General features: G+C 69.3%; 16 protein-coding genes. 4 read left to right on the top strand and 12 right to left on the bottom strand.

All coding sequences use genetic code 11. The annotated features are described in order from the left end of the window. Positions 1–18 precede the first annotated feature (18 nt). From flgK to DIE21_RS22855, 11 genes are all read right to left on the bottom strand, one after another. Positions 19–2,019 carry a flagellar hook-associated protein FlgK gene (flgK, locus tag DIE21_RS22805; protein ID WP_124499843.1) on the bottom strand — a complete coding sequence of 667 codons (2,001 nt, stop codon included), beginning with the start codon at positions 2,017–2,019 and terminating at the stop codon, positions 19–21. 192 nt (positions 2,020–2,211) lie between these two features. Beyond that, positions 2,212–2,967 carry a flagellar brake protein gene (locus tag DIE21_RS22810; RefSeq protein ID WP_124499844.1) on the bottom strand — a complete coding sequence of 252 codons (756 nt, stop codon included), beginning with the start codon at positions 2,965–2,967 and terminating at the stop codon, positions 2,212–2,214. 240 nt (positions 2,968–3,207) lie between these two features. Continuing rightward, positions 3,208–4,176 carry a flagellar assembly peptidoglycan hydrolase FlgJ gene (gene flgJ, locus DIE21_RS22815; RefSeq protein ID WP_124499845.1) on the bottom strand — a complete coding sequence of 323 codons (969 nt, stop codon included), beginning with the start codon at positions 4,174–4,176 and terminating at the stop codon, positions 3,208–3,210. Further along, positions 4,177–5,367, bottom strand: coding sequence for a flagellar basal body P-ring protein FlgI (locus DIE21_RS22820; RefSeq protein WP_124499846.1), 1,191 nt, complete (start codon positions 5,365–5,367; stop codon positions 4,177–4,179). Between the two features lie 5 nt (positions 5,368–5,372). Then, positions 5,373–6,062 (bottom strand): flagellar basal body L-ring protein FlgH, encoded by a 690-nt coding sequence (gene flgH, locus DIE21_RS22825; RefSeq protein WP_124499847.1) that lies wholly within the window; start codon positions 6,060–6,062, stop codon positions 5,373–5,375. Between the two features lie 20 nt (positions 6,063–6,082). Beyond that, entirely contained in the window at positions 6,083–6,871 is a 789-nt protein-coding gene (gene flgG / locus DIE21_RS22830; RefSeq protein ID WP_124499848.1) for a flagellar basal-body rod protein FlgG, read from the bottom strand. Between the two features lie 35 nt (positions 6,872–6,906). Beyond that, on the bottom strand, positions 6,907–7,665 hold the full coding sequence (gene flgF, locus DIE21_RS22835; RefSeq protein ID WP_124499849.1) for a flagellar basal-body rod protein FlgF: 759 nt from the start codon (positions 7,663–7,665) through the stop codon (positions 6,907–6,909). A gap of 20 nt (positions 7,666–7,685) precedes the next feature. Further along, positions 7,686–8,927: a flagellar hook protein FlgE gene (flgE, locus tag DIE21_RS22840; protein ID WP_124499850.1), complete on the bottom strand. Its 1,242-nt coding sequence runs from the start codon at positions 8,925–8,927 to the stop codon at positions 7,686–7,688. A 28-nt stretch (positions 8,928–8,955) separates the two neighbouring features. Beyond that, positions 8,956–9,702 carry a flagellar hook assembly protein FlgD gene (locus DIE21_RS22845; RefSeq protein ID WP_124499851.1) on the bottom strand — a complete coding sequence of 249 codons (747 nt, stop codon included), beginning with the start codon at positions 9,700–9,702 and terminating at the stop codon, positions 8,956–8,958. A gap of 68 nt (positions 9,703–9,770) precedes the next feature. After that, positions 9,771–10,196 carry a flagellar basal body rod protein FlgC gene (gene flgC, locus DIE21_RS22850; RefSeq protein WP_124499852.1) on the bottom strand — a complete coding sequence of 142 codons (426 nt, stop codon included), beginning with the start codon at positions 10,194–10,196 and terminating at the stop codon, positions 9,771–9,773. Between the two features lie 36 nt (positions 10,197–10,232). Next, the gene (locus DIE21_RS22855) at positions 10,233–10,721 is read right to left on the bottom strand and encodes a flagellar basal body rod protein FlgB (RefSeq protein WP_124499853.1); all 489 of its coding nucleotides are present in this window, start codon (positions 10,719–10,721) and stop codon (positions 10,233–10,235) included. Positions 10,722–10,926: 205 nt separating this feature from the next. Between DIE21_RS22855 and flgA the strand changes: the two genes are divergently transcribed. The 3 genes from flgA (at position 10,927) to DIE21_RS22870 (ending at position 13,218) form a co-directional block, all read left to right on the top strand. Beyond that, positions 10,927–12,240: a flagellar basal body P-ring formation chaperone FlgA gene (gene flgA, locus DIE21_RS22860; RefSeq protein WP_124499854.1), complete on the top strand. Its 1,314-nt coding sequence runs from the start codon at positions 10,927–10,929 to the stop codon at positions 12,238–12,240. Positions 12,241–12,358: 118 nt separating this feature from the next. Then, on the top strand, positions 12,359–12,691 hold the full coding sequence (gene flgM / locus DIE21_RS22865; protein ID WP_124499855.1) for a flagellar biosynthesis anti-sigma factor FlgM: 333 nt from the start codon (positions 12,359–12,361) through the stop codon (positions 12,689–12,691). Positions 12,692–12,777: 86 nt separating this feature from the next. Next, a complete protein-coding gene (locus DIE21_RS22870) occupies positions 12,778–13,218 on the top strand; it encodes a flagella synthesis protein FlgN (protein WP_124499856.1) in 441 nt (146 codons plus the stop codon). An 89-nt stretch (positions 13,219–13,307) separates the two neighbouring features. On the opposite strand, the gene DIE21_RS22875 is transcribed toward DIE21_RS22870, so the two are convergent. After that, positions 13,308–15,155 carry a M24 family metallopeptidase gene (locus DIE21_RS22875; protein WP_124499857.1) on the bottom strand — a complete coding sequence of 616 codons (1,848 nt, stop codon included), beginning with the start codon at positions 15,153–15,155 and terminating at the stop codon, positions 13,308–13,310. Between the two features lie 437 nt (positions 15,156–15,592). Here DIE21_RS22875 and DIE21_RS22885 point away from each other — a divergent pair, with 437 nt between their 5' ends. Further along, entirely contained in the window at positions 15,593–16,429 is an 837-nt protein-coding gene (locus DIE21_RS22885; protein WP_124499858.1) for a helix-turn-helix domain-containing protein, read from the top strand. The last annotated feature ends 30 nt before the right edge of the window (positions 16,430–16,459 follow it).

Consider the following 16,459-nt stretch of genomic DNA (forward strand, 5'->3'; position numbering starts at 1 on the left):
TCTATCCCTCGAATCCGGTCAGTTGAACAGGCCGAGCACGGTCTGGAACAGCGTCGCCGCCGTCTGGATCACCTTCGCGTTCGCCTGGTAAAGCTGCTGGTACTGCATCAGGTTCGCCGCTTCCTCGTTCTGGTTGACGCCCGACACCGACTGCTGCGCGGTCGTGATCTGGCCGACGAGCGAGGTCTGCGCGGCGCTCGACGACTTCAGCTGGCTCGCCGTGTTGCCGATGGCGTTCACGTAGTTCGCATACGCGCCGGTCAGCGTCGTGGTGCCGCCGCCGAGCGCCTTCGCGGTGACAAGCTGCGACAGCGCGAGCGCGTTGGAGCCGTCGCTCGTGCCGCCCGCGTACGGTCCGATCGTGAACGTGTCGCCGTCCGACGGCGCGCCGGACAGCGTGACGGTCACGCCGTTCATCACGCCCGCCGGTGCCGGCTGCGTGGTGCTCATGATCGTCAGCTTCGCGCCGGCCGACGCGTCGTACGGCACGCTGTCGGTCGGGCTCGTGATCGTGACCGAGGTCGGCGGCGTGCCCGCGATCGTCACCGTCGTGCCGGCCGGGAAGCCCGACAGCGACTTCGACGCCGCGTCGTAGGTCAGCTTGGTCGGCGTCGTCGGGACCTGGTAGCCGGCGCTCACCGCGCCCTGCGCGATCTTGCCCGTGCCGATGTTGGTGCTCGACGCCGCCGCGACCACCGGCGACGCGGCCGCGATCGCCGAACCGCTCGTCGTCGCGAGGCCGAAGCCGTTCAACGCGCCGCGCGTCGGCAGCACGGTGAACTGGTCGCCGGCATTCATCGAGCCGGACGAGAACGAGAAATTCAGCCCGCCGAGCGAGACCGGCATCGGCCCCGCCTTCTGGTCGACCACCGCGCCGCTCGCGCGGTCGGTCAGCGTGTAATTGGTGCCGTCGTACGACAGCGTGTAGTCGCTCGTCGTCGGCTGCGACGCGTTGGCGAACGAGACGGACAGCGACGCGTTGCCGGTATTGCCCTGGTTCGAGTAGACGGCCGGGGCCGCCACCGTGAACAGGTTGCCGCCCGGCTGGCCCGACAGGTCGACGCCGAGCGCGTTCTGCGCGTTGACCTGCGCGGCGAAGCTGGTCGCGAGCGCGCCGAGTTGCGCCTGCGCGGGGTCGAGCGTCTGGCTGCGGAACGCGAGCAGGCCGCCGAGCGTGCCGCCCGACAGCGACGCATCCGGCAGCGCCTGGTTCGGACCCTGCGGGTTCGCGCCGGCGATCCCCTGCGACACGACGGTCAGCTCGCTCGGATCGGACGGCGACGTGACGGTCGCGAGCTGGTAGCTCTTGTCGGCGAGGACGAGCGGCTGGCCGCCCGCGAGGAACACGCTGTAGCCGCTGTCGCCGCGCACGACCTGCACGCCGGCGAGGCTCGACAGGTTCGACACCGCGAGGTCGCGCTGGTCCATCAGCTGGTTGGGCGGCTGCCCCTGGCTGCTCGCCGCGGAGATCTGCTGGTTCAGCTGCGCGATCTGCGCGGTGTACGTGTTGATCTGCGACACGGTGCTGGTGAGCTGCGTGTTGACGCTCTGGCGCAGCGCATCGTATTGCTGGCCGGCCGCCTTCAGCTGGTCCCCGAGAATCTGCGCGTTGCTGATCGCGGTCTGCCGCACCGACGGATCGGACGCATTGTTCGCGACGTTCTGCAGCCCGGTGAAATAGCTGGTGATCGCGGTCGAGATGCCGGCCGTCGGGCTGCCGACGTAGTTGTTCAGCTGCGCGACGAGCGAATACCACGTCGACAGCGCGCCGCCTTGCGACTGCGCGCTGTTCAGCTGGTCGCTCAGGTACTGGCTGTACTGCCGCTGCACGGTGACGGTGTTCACGCCCTGCGGCATGTAGCCGCTCGACGTGTACTGGCCGCTCGCCTCGGCATAGACGGGGCGCTCGACCGAATAGCCGGGTGTCGCGGCGTTGCTGATGTTCTGGCCGGTCGTCGTGAGGCCCCGGAGCGCGGCATTGAGGCCGCTGACGCCGAGGTTCATGAGTGTGTTGGACATGCGCGATCCTGATGAGCCGGCCGCGCTGCGGCCGCCGGGTTGCGTGACTCCCGGTATAACGGCCGCGGATCGAAAAAATTGAGGAAAAAATGCACGCGCGACACGCACTCGCGCGTCGCCGGCCGAGGGCACCGGCGGACGATGCCGGCGCCGCTGCGAAGGCGGCCCCGGGCGGGGCCGCGAACGGGTGCGTCAGGCCCGCGCGAGCGAGCGGCGCTTCATCTCGAGCTGCGTGATCAGGCGCTGCAGCGTGTTCTCCGCGCTGCCCGGCAGCGACATGAAGCGAAAGCCGAGCTGGAAGCGCCGCGAACCGTTCGGCATCTGCGTCGAACGCTGCGACACGAGGCGCAGGTCGAGCGACAGCTTGCCGTGCCCGGTCAGCTCGAGCTCGACGTCCGGCAGCAGCGTCCCGACCTCGAGCGCCTCGACGCGCTCGTCGGCCGTGCGCAGCCCGACGCCGCCGAGCGACAGGTTGTGCACCTCGAACACGAAGCTCTCGCCGTCCGGCAGCTTGCCGCGGCACAGGAACGGATCGACGATCGGCGCATCGACGCGGAAATACTCGCGGCGCTGGATGCACATCAGCACGTCGGGGAAATCGGCGACGAACGCGGGCAGCCCCTCGTAGCGCGTCTCGCGCGGCGTGCCCGTGGTGAATTCGACGCGCACGCCGTCCGGCGCGGCCGAGAACGTGCAGTGCGACGCGGCGAGGATGCCGGCGTTCTGCTCGGACAGCGCGCCCCAGTCGAACGTGAACGTGCGCGCGCCGACGTCGACCTCGAGCAGGCGCGTGACGAGCTGGCCGCCCGGGTACTGGACGGTCAGGAAGTCGCCGCGGTTCACGAGGTTGCGCAGCTGCACGCCGATCTCAAGCGGATTGCGGCGGGCATAGTCGGGCCCGGAATGGCCCGCATCCAGGCTCGGATCGGTCGACGTTTCGATATTCATGGCTAGCCGGTTTTCTTGTCATGGGCGCCCGGGCGACCGGTGCGCAGTAAAACGGGCCAGAACAGGGCCCGATTGCAGGTCTCTCACACTTAGCGGCAGTGCTCCCCGAAAGTTTAGATCGAATTGGCGATTTTTTTCGCGCAAACGTTGAAACCGCGCGCGGCGGGATGCCGGGCGCGGTCCGAAAGATGACAGACGGGTGATGGGCCGGGGCCTGTTCCCGTTATGGCCCCCTGCAGGTCAGCCGATCTGCTGCATGATCGAGATCAGCTTCTTCGCGTAGTTCGGGTCGGTCGCGTAGCCGGCCTTCTGCAGCCCGTGCGCGAAGCCCTCGACGCTGCGGCTCGCGCTCAGCACGCCCGCGTAGCGCGGATTGTTCTTCAGCAGGTTCGCATAATCGGTCATCGCGTGCTCGTACGAGTCGTACGCGCGGAACTTCGCGACGACACGGCGCGGCGCGCCGTTCACGTATTCGGTCGTCAGCGCCGACACCGTGCGGCCCGTCCAGCCCTTGTTCGCCTTGATGCCGAACACGTTGTAGCTGGTCGAACCGTCTGCCGCGCGGATCTCGCGCTTGCCCCAGCCCGATTCGAGCGCGGCCTGGCCGACGATGAAGCGCGCCGGGATGCCGGTGGTCGCGCTCGCCGCCTGCGCGGGGCCGGCGAGCCGGTCGACGAACGCGTCGGTGTCCTGCACGCCACTCGCACCCTTCAGCGGCGGCGTGAGCGCGCTGCCGGCCGAGTAGCCGCGCGCGCCGGCGAGCCCGCCGTTGTTCGCCGCGTTCGCATACGCCTTCGCCATCGCGTTCATCGCGGCGAGGCTGCCTTCGTTGCCCGACGCGCCGAAGCCGGCCGCGCCGGCGTCGGCCGCCGTGTCGCTGCCCGTGCCCTGCCCCGCGTTGCGCAGCAGCTGCTTCATCAGCGCGTCGGCGACGCCGATCCCGCGCTTGGACATCTGCTGCGCAAGCTGCTGGTCGAGCATCGACGTGTACATCTTCGACGTGTGCGAATCGAGCAGCCCGCCGTCGGGCGACGCGTCGCGCATGCTCTTGAGCATCATCTGCGTGAACATCGCGTCGAACTGGCCCGCGACCGCCTTCGCGCCAGCCTGCGGCGACTGCTTCGCCTGCGCGCGCAGCGCGTCGAAACCCTGCACGTCGAGTGCGAAGCGCTGGGTGAGGTCGTTCGCGTCGGGAAGGTTCGCGGCCATTTAGATGATCTCCAGATCGGCACGCAGCGCGCCGGCCGCCTTCATCGCCTGCAGGATCGACATCAGGTCCGCCGGCGTCGCGCCGAGCGTGTTCAGCGCCTTCACGACGTCGGCGAGGTTCGCGCCGGCCGTCACCATCTTGAGCGCGCCGTTGTCCTGCTTCAGCTGGATCTGCGACTGCTGCGCGACCACCGTCTGCCCGTTCGAGAACGGCCCCGGCTGCGACACCACCGGCTGCGTGTTGACGATCACCGACAGGTTGCCGTGCGCGACCGCGCAGCTTTGCAGCGTGACCATCTGGTTCATCACGATCGAGCCCGTGCGCGCGTTCAGGATCACCTTCGCGGCGGCCTTGTCCGGGCTCACGTCGAGGTTCTGCAGGCGCGCCATGAACGCGACCTGCTGCGCGGAATCCGCCGGCGCGGCGAGCTGGATCGTGCGGCCGTCGAGCGCCGTCGCGGTGCCCGGGCCGAAGCTCGAATTGACCGCCGACACGATCCGCTGCGCGGTGCCGTAGTCCATGTCGTTCAGCTGCAGCTGCAGCACGCCGTTCATCTGCGCGATCGCGTTCGGCACCGCGCGCTCGACGATCGCGCCGCCGACGATCCGGCCGGACGCGAGCTGGTTCACCTGCACGCGGCTGCCGTTCGCGCTCGCGCCCGCGCCGCCGACCGCCATGTTGCCCTGCGCGAGCGCGTACACCTGCCCGTCCGCGCCCTTCAGCGGCGTGAGCAGCAGCGTGCCGCCGCGCAGGCTCTTCGCGTTGCCGAGCGACGACACGGTCACGTCGAGCGCCTCGCCCGGCCGCGCGAACGGCGGCAGCGTGGCGGTCACCATCACGGCCGCGACGTTCTTCAGCTGCATGTTGTTCAGCGACGACGGACCGCCGTTGGCCGACCCGTTGTTGATCGAGATGCCGAGATTCGCGAGCATGTTCGCGAGCGTCTGCGTCGTAAACGGCGTCTGCATCGTCTGGTCGCCCGTGCCGTCGAGGCCGACGACGAGGCCATAGCCGATCAGCGGGTTGTCGCGCACGCCCTGGATCTGCGCGAGGTCCTTCAGGCGTTCCGCATGCGCGCTCACCGCGCCGAGCGCGCATGCCGCCAGCACGAACCCGGCGGCGATCCGCGCGACCGCCTGCGCGCCGCGCGACATGCGGCCGGACCGGCGCTGGAAAAGAGGCTGCTGCATCGTCGTCACCACGGTGCGATGTTGAGGAAGAAGCGCTGCAGCCAGCCCATCGTCTCGGCTTCGTTGATGTAGCCCTTCGACGAGTATTCGATCTTCGCGTCGGCGACCTGCGTCGAGTAGACCGAGTTCGCGCCCGAGATCGTGTTCGGGTTGACGACGCCCGAGAAGCGCACGAATTCGTTGCCCTGGTTGATCAGCATCTGCTTCTCGCCGCTGACCACGAGGTTGCCGTTCGGCAGCACGTTGGTGACGGTTACCGTGATCGTGCCGTTGAACGTGTTCGCCGCGCTCGCGCCGCCCGTCGCCGCGAACTTGTTGGTGCCGGCCGCCGACAGGTTCGCCTTCGCGAACAGCCCGCCGAGGAAGCCGGCCGTCGGCACGTTGAAGTCGGTGTTGCCCTGCCGGTTGGTGTTCGCGCCCGACGACTTGGTCGCGTTGATGTTCTCCGCGATCATGATCGTCAGGATGTCGCCGATGTTGCGCGGCCGCTGATCCTCGAACAGCGGCCGGCCCGCGTAGCCCGGGTTGTAGATCGAGCCGGGCGCCTGCATCGACATCGGCATCGGCGGCTGCGCCGTCATCGGCTGCTGGATGATCGGATCGCGCGGAATCTGCGCGCAACCGGCGAGCGCGGCCACGGCGACCGCGCACGCGGCGCGGACGGTGGCTGACGGGAGGAGGCGGACCTGCTTCATGGCGACGGCGGTATTTCCGGTTAGCTCTTCATCTGCGTGACGGTCTGCAGCATCTGGTCGGACGTCGTCACGGCCTTGCTGTTGATCTCGTACGCACGCTGCGTCTGAATCATGTTGACGAGCTCCTGCACGACGTTCACGTTCGACGCCTCGACATAACCCTGGTTGAGCACGCCCGCGCCGTTCAGGCCCGGCTGCGACACGTTCGGCGCGCCCGACGACGTGGTTTCGGAGAACAGGTTCTCGCCGCGCGCCTCGAGGCCGGCCGGGTTGATGAAGGTCGCGATCTGCAGCGAGCCGATCTGAACCGCGTTGCTCGAGCCCGGCTGCGTGACCGACACGACGCCGTCCTTGCCGATCGTCAGCGACTGCGCGTTCTGCGGCACGGTGATCGCCGGCAGGATCTGGTAGCCGCTCGACGTGACCAGTTGGCCCTGCGCGTTGGTCTGGAACGAGCCGTCGCGCGTGTACGCGTTCGTGCCGTCCGGCATCAGCACCTGGAAGAAGCCCGCGCCGTTGATCGCGACGTCCTTCGAGTTGCCGGTCTGCGTGAGGCCGCCCTGCGTGTACAGGCGCTCGGTCGCGACCTGCTGCACGCCGGTGCCGAGTTGCAGGCCCGACGGCAGTTCGGTCTGCTGCGTCGAGTTCGCGCCCGGCTGGCGGATGGTCTGGTACAGCAGGTCCTCGAACACCGCGCGCGACGCCTTGAAGCCGTTCGTGCTGGTGTTCGCGAGGTTGTTCGAGATCACGTCCATCTGCGCTTGCTGCGCATTCATGCCGGTGGCGGCGATGTAGAGCGATCGGTTCATGTTGAATCTTCTCCTGGTAGCGAGGGCCGTGCCGCTCAGCTGAAGTTGAGCAGCTGGTTCGCCGACTGCTCGTTCTGGTCGGCCGTCTGGATCAGCTTCGACTGCAGCTGGAACGCCCGTGCGTTGTCGATCATCGCGACCATCGCGGTCACCGGGTTCACGTTGCTGCCTTCGAGCGAATTCGGCGTGACGACCACGTTCGGGTCGGCGTCGGCCGGATTGCCGTCGGCGGTGCGGAACAGCCCGTCGTTGCCGCGCGCGAGCGTGGCCGGGTCGGGGTTCACGAGCTTCATCTGGTCGACGATCGCGACCGCGGTCGGCGGGTCACCCGGCATCAGCGCGGACACCGTGCCGTCCTTGCCGATCGTCACTTCCGCGTTCGGCGGCACCGAGATCGGGCCGCCGTTACCGATCACCGGCAGGTTGCTCGCGTTGACGAGCTGGCCGTTTTCATCGACGTGCAGGTTGCCGGCGCGCGTGTACGCCTCGCTGCCGTCGGCGGTTTGCACCGACAGCCAGCCGGCGCCCTGCACCGCGACGTCGAGCGGGTTGCCGGTGCGCGTGATCGGACCCGGTGCGTAATCCGCGCCGGGCGTCGACGCGAGCACGTAGGTGCGCGTCGTCGTCGGGTCGATCGCGCTGCCGTCGCCGAAGTTCATCGGCACCGCGCGGTAGGTCGCGAGTTGCGCGCGAAAGCCCGTCGTCGATGCGTTCGCGAGGTTGTTCGCGACGATCGCCTGCTGGTCGAGCGACTGCGACGCGCCCGTCATCGCCGTGTAGATCAGTCGGTCCATGGCTGCCGGTTATCCGCGCATTACAGGTTGATGAGCGTCTGGTCGACGGTCTGCTGCGTCTTGATCGTCTGCGCGTTCGCCTGGTAGTTGCGCTGCGCGGTGATCAGGTTGACGAGCTGCGACGTCAGGTCGACGTTCGAGTTCTCGAGCGCGCTGCCCTGCAGCGTGCCGTGGTTCGTGCTGCCCGGCGCGGAGATCTGCGGCACGCCCGACGCGGCCGTCTCGGCGTACTGGTTGCCGCCGAGGTTGATCAGCCCGTTCGGGTTGTTGAAGTTCGCGATCGCGATCTGGCCGAGCACCGCCGTCTGGCCGTTCGAGTAGTTGCCGGTCAGCTTGCCGTCCGAGCCGATCGAGAAGGTCGTCAGCGTGCCGCTCGCGTAGCCGTCCTGCGCGAGGTTGTTCACGCCGTCCTTGCCGCCGTACTGCGTCGTGCCGGTCATGTCGAGCGTCAGGTTCTGCGGCGTCGTCGAGCCGTCGGTGGTCGGCACGGTGAACTGGAACTGGCCGAGCGACGTGGTCGGCGTGGCCGAGCCCGGCAGCGTCGTGCTCTTGATCGCGCCCGACGAATCGAACGTGACCGTGCCGAGGTCGGTCGTGGTGCCGCCCTGCACGCCCGCGTATGCCTCCCACGTGCCGGCAGCCGACTTCACGAAATACATGTTGACCGCCTGCGAGCCGCCGAGCGAGTCGTACACCTGGATCGACGTCGAATAGTTGTACGTCGTGGTGTCGGTCGCGCTGAACGGCGTCTTGGCCGGCACCGTGTCCTGCGAGTTCAGGTTGAACTGCGCCGAGATCTTGGTCGTCGGCGTCGGCGAGATGTTGGTCGTCGGCGCCTGCAGCGGCACGGTCTGCGCGGTGTTCACCACGCCGTTCTTGTCGGCCGCGTAGCCCATCAGGTTCAGGCCCTGCGCGTTGACGATGTAGCCGTTCTTGTCGCGCTGGAACGTGCCGTCGCGCGAGTACGTCGTCACGCCGTTGTTCGACATCTGGAAGAAGCCGTTGCCGTTGATCGCGACGTCGAGCGACGAGTTCGTCGTATTGATCGTGCCCTGGCCGAACTGCTGCTGCACCGAGGCGAGCGTCGTCCCGATCCCGATCTGCGTGTTCACCGACGTCGCGATCGAGTTCGCGTACATGTCGGAGAATTGCGCGGTGCTCGACTTGAAGCCGACCGTGTTCGCGTTGGCGATGTTGTTGCCGATCACGTCGAGCGCGTTCGATGCGCCGGCGAGGCCGCTCAGACCCTGTTGATAACCCATTTCGGTCTCCGTTTTCGAGAAAGCTGGATCAGTTGGTGGTGGTCGTGCCGCCGGACGACGACGACGCGGTGTTCGGGAAGATCGACGCGACCTGGGTGAGCCCCACCGTCGTGCCGTTCGACAGCACGAGCCCCGCCGTGCCGTCGGCCTGCTTGATCACGCTCTGCACCTGCGCGGCCGCGAGCACGGTCGGCGCATACGTCTTGCCGTCGCTGCCCGTGTACTGGGCGCTCACGGTGTAGCTGCCGTCCGGCAGCGTGTTGCCCGCCGCGTCCGTCGGCGTCCAGTTGAACGGCACCGTGCCGGCCGACTGCTTGCCCGCGTTGATCGTGTTGACGACGGCGCCCGAGCTGTTCTTCACGGTGATCGTCAGGTTCGACACGTCGCTCGTGAGCGACACGCCGAACGGCGACGCCGCGCCGCTCTTCACCGCGACGCCGTTGCCCGGCGCGAGCACGTTGGTGCCGATCAGGAGCGCGGCCTGCGTCTGCTGGCCGGCCGCGAGCTGCGTCGACAGCGACGTGAGCGACGTGTTCAGCTGCGCGATGCCGCTCACCGTGTTGATCTGCGCGAGCTGCGACGTCATCTGCGAGCTGTCGACGGGGCTGGTCGGATCCTGGTTCTGCAGCTGCGTGACGAGCAGCTTCAGGAACGTCGCCTGCAGGTCGCTCGCCGACGTGCCGGTCGTCGACACGTTGTTGGTGTTCATCGTGTCGGTCGGCAGGGTCGACACGCTGGTGCCGTTGCTGCCGATCGTCGTGCTGGAGGATGTCATCCTGGGTGGCCTTGTGTCGGAACTGTCGGGTCTGGGGTCTCGGTCTGGAACGTCGCTCGGCGCGCGGCTTACGAGCCGATCGTCAGCGTCTTGAGCATCAGCGTCTTCGCGGTGTTCAGCGTCTCGACGTTGGCCTGGTACGAGCGCGACGCCGAGATCATGTTCACCATCTCCTGCACCGGATCGACGTTCGGCATCTGCACGTAGCCGTTCGCGTCGGCGGCCGGGTTCGCCGGGTCGTAGGTCGACTTCATCGGCGACGGATCGTCGACCACCCGGGTCACGCGCACGCCGCCCACGCCCTGGCCGGACGCGGTGCGCGCGCCGCCCATCGGGTCGGTCGCGAACACGACCTGCTTGGCCTTGTACGGCTTGCCGTCGGGGCCGGTCGCGCTGTCGGCGTTCGCGAGGTTCGACGCGGTGACGTTCAGGCGCTGCGATTGCGCGGACAGCGCCGAACCGGCGACGCCGAAGATGTTCATCAACGAGGGCATGGAGGCTCCTTGTTCGGGTGCGGAAGCGGCGCGCGCTTACGTGTTCGTCGAGATCGCGGCGATCATCGCCTTGATCTGCTGGGTCATCACGGTCATCCCGGTTTCGTAGTGCAGCGCGTTGTTCGCGAACTGCACGCGCTCGACGTCGAGATCGACCGTGTTGCCGTCGAGCGACGGCTGCAGCGGCATCCGGTACTGCGCACGACCGTAGTCGTCGGCCGGGCCGCCCGTCGGAATCAGCTTGGCGGTGCCGGCCATGTGGCCCGGCGCCGTCGACACCATCGTCATCCCGCTCGTCACGCCGGCCGGCTGCGCCATCGGCAGCTGCGCGGCGTTGCTCGGCGCGAGACCGCCGCCGGCCTGCTTCAGCGAGCGCGCGAGGGTCGACGCGAAATCGGCGTCGCGGGCCTGGTAGCCGGGCGTGTCGGCGTTCGCGATGTTCGACGACAGCAGCTCCTGCCGATAGGCGCGCACGTCGAGCGCCTGTCGGCCGAACGCGAATTCGGCATCGAGTTTGTCCAGCATGTGTGCGTCTCTCCGTATGAAGCGCTGCACGCCCGTTGCGCCGGATGGCGACCCAAGGGGCTTTTTTCCATGACAGCGATGGTAGGCGTCGGGCGCAACCGGCAATCGGGCGAATAACGCGGCAAAGGCCCCCTCTATTCATCGTTTGCGCGACGGCCCGGCTCCCTAGAATGCGAATCGGATCAACGGTTTCGAGGACACGGCGATGACAGGCAGCGCACTTCGCGGAAACGCCGGACGCGCCATGCGCGTGCCGCGTGCGTTCGCGCTCGCCGCGGCGCTGTGGCTCGCGCTGCCGGTTGCGCACGCGGACGACGGGATGATCGTGATTCCCGGACGCGGCGAGACGGCCGAGGCCGCGCTCGCGCAGGCGAACGCCGCGAGCGGCGGGCCGTTCGGCGGGAATGGGGGAGCAGCTTCGGGTACGGGCGTGGCGATGGCGGCCGGTGCGGGTGGTGCGGGTGGTGCGGGTGGTGCGGGTGGTGCGGGTGGTGCGGGTGGTGCGGGTGGTGCCGCCGGCATGACCGGCGCGGCCGCGGCCGCGGCCGGCCACGCAGCGCAGCCGGCCGGCTCGATGGTCGTGACGAGCGTCCCGGTGCCGGCCGCCATCCCGGCGCCCGCGCCGCGCCCCGCCTACGCCACCGCGCGCACGAACCCCGCGAATGCCGGTTTCGGCGCACAGCGCGCCGCCGATCCGGGCGCCATCGCGACCGTCGTCGCCGGCACGGCCGACCCCGCATCGAACCCCGCGCGACCGGCCGTCGCCGCGCGCATGGCAGCGGCTCGCCTCCCTGCGGCCGCGCCGGCCGCGCGCGCGCCGGCGGCATCCGCCAATCCAGCCCAGGCAGCCAACCCGCCCCAGGCGGCCGCCGCGCCCCAGCCGGCGACGCCGCCCGGCCAGCAGGACCCCGACACGATCCGGCGCACGGCCCTCGCGTTCCTGCAGCAGCAGGTCGCGGGCCTGCCGGGCAAGACTTCCGCGACCGTCGCGACCGCGTTTCCGCGCGGGCTCGCCGCGTGCACGACGCTCGAGCCGTTCCTGCCGACCGGCGCGCGCCTGTGGGGCCGCACGACGGTCGGCGTGCGCTGCGCGGGCGAACGGCCGTGGACCGTCTACCTGCAGGCGAAGGTCGCCGTGCAGGCCACCTATTACGTCGCCGCGCGGCAGATCGCGCCCGGCGAGCCGCTCACCGCGGCCGACCTCGTCGCGCGCGACGGCGACCTGACGGTGCTGCCGCTCGCGGTGATCACCGATCCCGCGCAGGCGGTCGGCGCGACCGCGCTGGCCCGGATCTCGGCCGGGCTGCCGCTGCGCCAGGACATGCTGAAGAGCGCCGCGTCGGTGTCGGCCGGCCAGACGGTGCGGGTCGTCGCGGCCGGGCCCGGTTTCACGATCTCGGCGGAGGGCAGCGTGCTCGCCAATGCGGCGCCAGGCCAGTCGGTGCGGGTCAGGATGGCCGCGGGCCAGATCGTCACGGCGATCGTCAAGGACGCCGGGACCGTCGAAATTCCGCTCTAGGGACGGATCCCGCCGTCAGATTGCAAAGAATTGTTTATTCGGAGAATTTCGGGCTCACGATGCTAAAGTTCGGGCCGACCCGGCCGTTATCTGGGTCATACCGTCCAGGAAACCCATCGTGAAGATCGATTCCACTCCGAACCCGAGCCCACTCGCGTCGACCGGCAACGGCGCGGCCCGCGCGCAATCCGGCGCGGCTTCGTCGTCGTCCGCGCAGGCGGCCGACGCAGGATCGACCGGCGGCGACACGACCGTGAACCTGTCGGGTCTGTCGGGCCAGCTGCGTTCGCTGTCGGCCTCCGGCAGCGCCGACATCGACACCGCCCTCGTCCAGTCGATCAAGGACGCGCTGAACAACGGCACGTTGACGATCGACGTGAACAAGATCGCCGACGGCGTATTGAATACCGCCCGCGACCTGCTGCAACAGCAGCGCTCGCAGGGCAACTGAGCCGGCCCGGGGCCCGTCACGCCCTGACCGGTCCCCTGGTTTGCCGGCATGCGCCGAACGCGTGCCGGCGCGACGAGCATGACGCGATGAGAGAAGAGCTGCTGGCCACGGTCAACGACGAACACGCGACGGTCGAAGCGTTCGCGTCCCTGCTCGCCTACGAGGAAAAAGCGCTCACGACACCGGAGCCGCTCGAGATGCTGCCCGGCATCGTCGAGAAGAAAAGCGTGCTGATCGACCGGCTCGCGCAGCTCGAGCGCACGCGCGACACGCAGCTGTCCGCGCTCGGCTTTCCGGCCGGCAAGAAAGGGATGGACCTGGCCGCCGAGCGCGATGCACGCCTCGCCGGCCGCTGGCAACTGCTGCTGCAGGCCGCCGAACGCGCGCGCCAGGCCAATGCGACCAACGGAATGCTGATCCGGATCCGGATGGACTACAACGAGCGCGCGCTCGCGGTGCTGCGCTCGGCACCCGCGCCGTCCGGCGTCTACGGGCCCGACGGGCGCGTGTCGGCGCTGATGCGCTGATACGTTGATTGCGCTGATGTACTGATCACGCCGGCGCACCGACGCGCCGGCCGCGCGGCCCGGCTGCGGCCGCACGCCCCTTCCCCGTCTTACAGCAGCGGACACGCCGTGACCTGCGTGCCGCGCTCCACGCAAAGCCGTTCGTAGTCGCGCAGGTACGCGCGCTCGTCGTCGTCCAGCAGCGCGACATCGATCAGGTCCCAGTCGTAGCCGACCGTGACGATGTTCTCGAACGCGACGGTGTCCGATTCGTCGTCCGCGCGCACGATCACGATGTTCTCGATCCGCACGCCGCCCTTGCCCGGCACGTAGATGCCCGGCTCGACCGAAATCACCGCATTCGGCACCAGCCCGTACTTCGCGCCCGGCGCGAACCGCACGCCGCCCTCGTGCACGTGGATCCCGACGCCGTGCCCGGTGCCGTGGCCGAAATCGTAGCCGTGATCGCGGCACACCTGCCGCACCGTCGCGTCGACGTCGCCGCCCGTCGCCGTCTTCGGAAAGCGCGTGACGAGCCCCTTGATGCAGGCCTTCAGCGCGACCGTGTAGATCTCGCGCTGCCACGGCTGCGCGACCGTTTCCGGCTGCGTGCGACGCAGCACGACGCGCGTGCAGTCGGTCGCGAAACCGGCGTCGTAGTACGCGCCGCTGTCCAGCAGCACGAGTTCGCCTTCCGTCAGATCGACGTCGGCGCTCGCCGCCGTATAGTGCGCGAACGCGCTGTTCGCGCCGTTCGCCGCGATCGACGGGAACGTCAGCGCGACCGCCGAGCGGGCGTCGTACGCGTCGTTGATCGTGCGGGCCAGGTCGTATTCGGTATGACGCCGCCCCGGCTCGCCGGCCTTCGCCCAGCGCATCGTTTCGGCGATCGCCGCCGAGCTGCGCGCAAACGCGTCGCGGAACCGCTCGAGCACCGCCGGCGTCTTGCCGGCCCGCATCGCCTCGACCGGGTTGAAATCGGCGTGGCGCACGTGCGGCCACACCCGGCGCACCGACTCGACGAGCGCGCAGTTGACCGATTCGAAGCCGTAGCACACGTGGTCGACCGCGAACTGCGCGAGGAAGCGCTCGAGTTCGGCGAAGTCGCGCCGGATCACGTGCAGCGCCGGATACGACGCCAGCTCGACCGGGCACCGGTCGCAACCTTCCGGCAGGAACAGCGCGACCTGCTCGCCGATCGCGAACAGGTAACCCAGGTGCGACGACGCATTCGGGATGTGATAGCCGCGGCTGTTCAGCAGGTACGCGAGATCGTCCGACGCGCACGTGAAGAACGCGGTCTTGCCCGGCGCCGCGCCGGTATGCGCGGCGAGCCGCCGGTTCAGCGCATCGAGGTTCTGCGCGACGCTCGCGCCGGTCATCGCATCCGGCAGCTCGAAGATCGGCCGCTCGACCACCCAGCCCGGCAGCGCGATCGCGCGATCGATCTCGCGCTCGACGAGGCGCGTCCAGTCGAGCGACGCCGCCCGCGTCTGCTCGACCAGCCGGTCCCGCTGCCCGACACTGATCCGCAACGCGTCATAGCCGACCCGCGCGAGCCGGCTCGCGTGCGCGACCAGCCAGTCGGCCAGCGCCTGCCAGATCGTCACGTTCATCCCGAGCTTCTCGATCCGCACGCGCGCCGGGTCGCACTGCTGTTCGGCCTGAAGGTGATAGCGGCCGTCGACGAACAGCACGAACGGCGGCACGCCGAGCGCCTGCGCGGTCGCCGCGCTCAGGAAGATCCCGCAGCCGGCCGAGCCGTCGAAGCCCGACAGCGCGTAGCGCGGGTTGTTGCGGCGCGGCAGGTATTCGGTGATGTACTCGTCCTGCGACGTGACCACGACCGCGTCGAGCCGCGCGGCGTCGAGCAGGCGCGACAGGCCCGCCTGCGTGTCGGCGACGGATGCGTCATACGAGGGAAGGCCGGAGAAGCTGTATTTCAGTCGATCGATCATCGGAAACCCGCTATGGATTGTTGTCGGCGGCCGGCGGCGTCACGCGGCATGGCGCGCGCCTGAAACGGCCCGCCGCCCGTGCGCGGACGACGCGCGGTCCAGCCGACAGCCGGGCCGCGGTGCCGTTCCGGCGGCAGGCCCTGGGGAAAATTTTTGTCTCACTTAACTTTGTTTGATGCGCGCGACAGAATCTAGAGCACGCCGGAATTGAGGTCAAGCCAAAATTTTCGTAGGGCTAAAATTACCGGCGCGGCGCGCGACGGCGGCGCGGCCATGCGCGGCGCGGCGCCGTCCGGGCGCTATCGCGCGCGGGTCACGGTACAATGCGCCGGCTTCGTCGTTCCGACGGCCGTGCTTCGTGTGTTCGCGGAACGCAACGTCCCGGCGACCGCACCGCCCTCCGCTCGCCTTCCGACTCGTTGCGACGAAAGAGATCCATGGATTCAGACATCATGCGTATCGGCCAGCGCATTCGGCGCCTGCGCCGGGAAGCGAAGAAGACGCTGCTCGAAGTCGCGACCGAGGCGAACCTGTCGGTCGGGTTCCTGTCGCAGGTCGAGCGCCATCTCACCGGCATCTCGCTGTCGTCGCTCGTCAACGTCGCGAAGGCGCTGAACGTGCCGCTCGGCACGCTGATCGACCAGCCGCGCCAGGCGCGGCCCGACTCGCACGCGGGCCGCCGCGAACCGTACGCGGTCGACGCCACGTCGCAGTGGTACGAGCGGCTGTCCACCACCTTCGACGGCAGCCAGATCAACGCGCTCAAGGTCCGGATGATGGAGGGCTACCGCTCGGAATGGGTCGCGCACGGCGGCGACGAGTTCGTATACGTGCTGGCCGGCCGCCTCTGCTACACGATCGGCAAGCAGGATTACCCGCTGTCGCCCGGCGACTCGCTGCACTTCGATGCGAGGAAGCGCCATCGCGTCGCGAACGTCGGTGACGGGCCCGCCGAACTGATCGCGGTCGGCACGCTGCCGCTCTTCGACGACAGCTGCGCCGAATTCGGGTCCGCGGCGATGGAAATCAGGCCGCTTGCGCGCGGTGCCGGTCCGACGCCGGGCGAGCCGCGCGTGAGCCGCCGCGACCCGACGCCGACGCCGACGCCGACGCCGACGCCGACCCGCGGGCGCGACGCGGACGCGGCGGCCCCCGCCGACACGCCGGCCCGCGCAACGGCAAAGCCGGCTGCCGGGAAACCGCGCGCGCCCGCCGGCAAGCGTCCGGCCGCCGCCACCCCGGCCCGCCGCGCCGCCGCCCGCACGAAGCAATGACGGCCGGCGGCCGGGCGGCACACCGCGCCA

Origin of the sequence: Burkholderia sp. Bp9140 (assembly GCF_003853425.1) — a bacterium.
Classification (GTDB): Bacteria; Pseudomonadota; Gammaproteobacteria; order Burkholderiales; family Burkholderiaceae; genus Burkholderia.

Excerpts from the sequence above, each read along its gene's own strand:
- flgK (WP_124499843.1), bottom strand. The coding sequence starts at position 2,019 with ATGTCCAACACACTCATGAACCTCGGCGTCAGCGGCCTCAATGCCGCG.
- flgC (WP_124499852.1), bottom strand. The coding sequence starts at position 10,196 with ATGCCCTCGTTGATGAACATCTTCGGCGTCGCCGGTTCGGCGCTGTCC.
- DIE21_RS22855 (WP_124499853.1), bottom strand. The coding sequence starts at position 10,721 with ATGCTGGACAAACTCGATGCCGAATTCGCGTTCGGCCGACAGGCGCTC.
- DIE21_RS22845 (WP_124499851.1), bottom strand. The coding sequence starts at position 9,702 with ATGACATCCTCCAGCACGACGATCGGCAGCAACGGCACCAGCGTGTCG.
- flgJ (WP_124499845.1), bottom strand. The coding sequence starts at position 4,176 with ATGGCCGCGAACCTTCCCGACGCGAACGACCTCACCCAGCGCTTCGCA.
- flgG (WP_124499848.1), bottom strand. The coding sequence starts at position 6,871 with ATGAACCGATCGCTCTACATCGCCGCCACCGGCATGAATGCGCAGCAA.
- DIE21_RS22820 (WP_124499846.1), bottom strand. The coding sequence starts at position 5,367 with ATGCAGCAGCCTCTTTTCCAGCGCCGGTCCGGCCGCATGTCGCGCGGC.
- flgF (WP_124499849.1), bottom strand. The coding sequence starts at position 7,665 with ATGGACCGACTGATCTACACGGCGATGACGGGCGCGTCGCAGTCGCTC.
- DIE21_RS22870 (WP_124499856.1), top strand. The coding sequence starts at position 12,778 with ATGAGAGAAGAGCTGCTGGCCACGGTCAACGACGAACACGCGACGGTC.
- DIE21_RS22810 (WP_124499844.1), bottom strand. The coding sequence starts at position 2,967 with ATGAATATCGAAACGTCGACCGATCCGAGCCTGGATGCGGGCCATTCC.
- DIE21_RS22875 (WP_124499857.1), bottom strand. The coding sequence starts at position 15,155 with ATGATCGATCGACTGAAATACAGCTTCTCCGGCCTTCCCTCGTATGAC.
- flgE (WP_124499850.1), bottom strand. The coding sequence starts at position 8,927 with ATGGGTTATCAACAGGGTCTGAGCGGCCTCGCCGGCGCATCGAACGCG.
- flgH (WP_124499847.1), bottom strand. The coding sequence starts at position 6,062 with ATGAAGCAGGTCCGCCTCCTCCCGTCAGCCACCGTCCGCGCCGCGTGC.
- flgA (WP_124499854.1), top strand. The coding sequence starts at position 10,927 with ATGACAGGCAGCGCACTTCGCGGAAACGCCGGACGCGCCATGCGCGTG.
- DIE21_RS22885 (WP_124499858.1), top strand. The coding sequence starts at position 15,593 with ATGGATTCAGACATCATGCGTATCGGCCAGCGCATTCGGCGCCTGCGC.